At 59.4% G+C, this 1509-nt stretch carries 1 protein-coding gene; it reads left to right on the forward strand.

Annotation, left to right across the window (positions count from 1 at the left end; all coding sequences use genetic code 11):
* Positions 1-1484 (forward strand): IS66 family transposase (locus tag B060_RS25875; protein WP_018084227.1); only part of this gene is annotated, 1484 nt, incomplete at its 5' end.
* Positions 1485-1509 lie beyond the last annotated feature (25 nt).

The following is a 1509-nucleotide window of genomic DNA, read 5'->3' on the forward strand; positions in this document are numbered from 1 at the left end:
AAGCCGATGAGATCGCCCGTCTGAAGGGGCTACCGCCGCGCCCGAAGTTTCCAGGCAAGCCGTCAGGGATGGAGACGTCGACGTCGAAGCCGTTGGGTGGCAAGGGTAAGAGGCGAAAGCCAGGTCGAGGCTCTAAACGCGACAAGCTGACGGTGACGGCGGAGGTCAAACTGAAGGCTTTGGGGGTGCCCGCAGGCTCCCGTTTTCGCGGCTACGAGGACGTGACCGTCCAGGACCTTCACATCGAGGCGGCGGTCACTCGTTATCGTCGCGAGCGGTGGGAAACACCTGACGGCAAGCGGATCGTCGCCGATATTCCCGCAGGTGTTATGGGTGGATTTGGGCCGCAGTTGCGCCAGTTCATCGCCGCCGCCCATTACCAGGGCCAGGTGACCAGTGAGCGCCTGGTGTCGCTGTTGAACGGGATGGGGCTCGATATCTCCAAGCGCCAGGTGGTGCGCTTTCTGAGTGAGGGCCTCGAAGACCTGATCACCGAAGATCAGGACGTCTTGAAAGCGGGCCTTGAAACGGCGTCATGGATCAGCGTGGATGATACGGGCGCGCGGCATAACCGCCAAGACGCCTACACCACGCAGTTCGGCGACGGCCGCTTCACTGTCTTCCGGACCGGTCCCACAAAATCCCGGCGTCGGTTTCTTTATGACCTGCAATGCGGCCGACAGGACTATGTCATTAACGAGGTCGCGCAGGCCCACATGCAGCGCTTGAACCTGCCCGAGCCGCTCATCGCCAAGCTGTGGTCGCATCCAGACAAGCGCTTCAGTTCCGAGGCAAGCTTCACGGCACATCTGAAAAGCCTGGGCTTTGATGCGCTTAAGATCACCCCAGACCCGACAAAGGTTGCCACCGAAGCTGCGCTTTGGGCGGCCGTCAAGGAGCAAGGACGGCTTGACGGTACGGTCGTTATATCCGACGGCGCAGGCCAGTTCCGCGTCGAGGACCAGGCCTTATGCTGGGTCCATGCGGAGCGCTTGATTTATAAGCTACAGCCCGAAAATGCCGCTCATCGAAAGGCCGTCGAACTGATACGGACCCTGATCTGGTGGTTCTATCGCGATCTGAAGGCCTACAAGCTTTGCCCAGATACCAAACGCGCCCGAATGATGAGGGTACGCTTCGACAGGATCTTTACCAAGAAGACGGGTTACATCCTGCTGGACCAGCAGCTCAGACGCCTGCATCGCCGAAAGGAAAACCTCCTTCGTGTGCTGGACCGCCCAGACATCCCACTACACACAAACGGTTCGGAAAACGACATCCGCTCTATCGTGACAAAGCGCAAAATATCAGGCGGGACCATGAGCGACGCCGGAAAGGCCGCCCGAGATGCCATGCTCGGCCTGATGAAAACCTGCGCAAAGCTCAAGATCTCGTTCTACCGATTCCTTGGCGACCGCTTCACAGTCCAAGACGCTCCATACGTCCAAAAGCTACCAACCCTCGTCAGGCTCGCAGCAACGTAGCTGCACCGGAATGTGCCCCGGTTAC

It is taken from the genome of Asticcacaulis benevestitus DSM 16100 = ATCC BAA-896 (genome assembly GCF_000376105.1).
Lineage (GTDB): Bacteria > Pseudomonadota > Alphaproteobacteria > Caulobacterales > Caulobacteraceae > Asticcacaulis > Asticcacaulis benevestitus.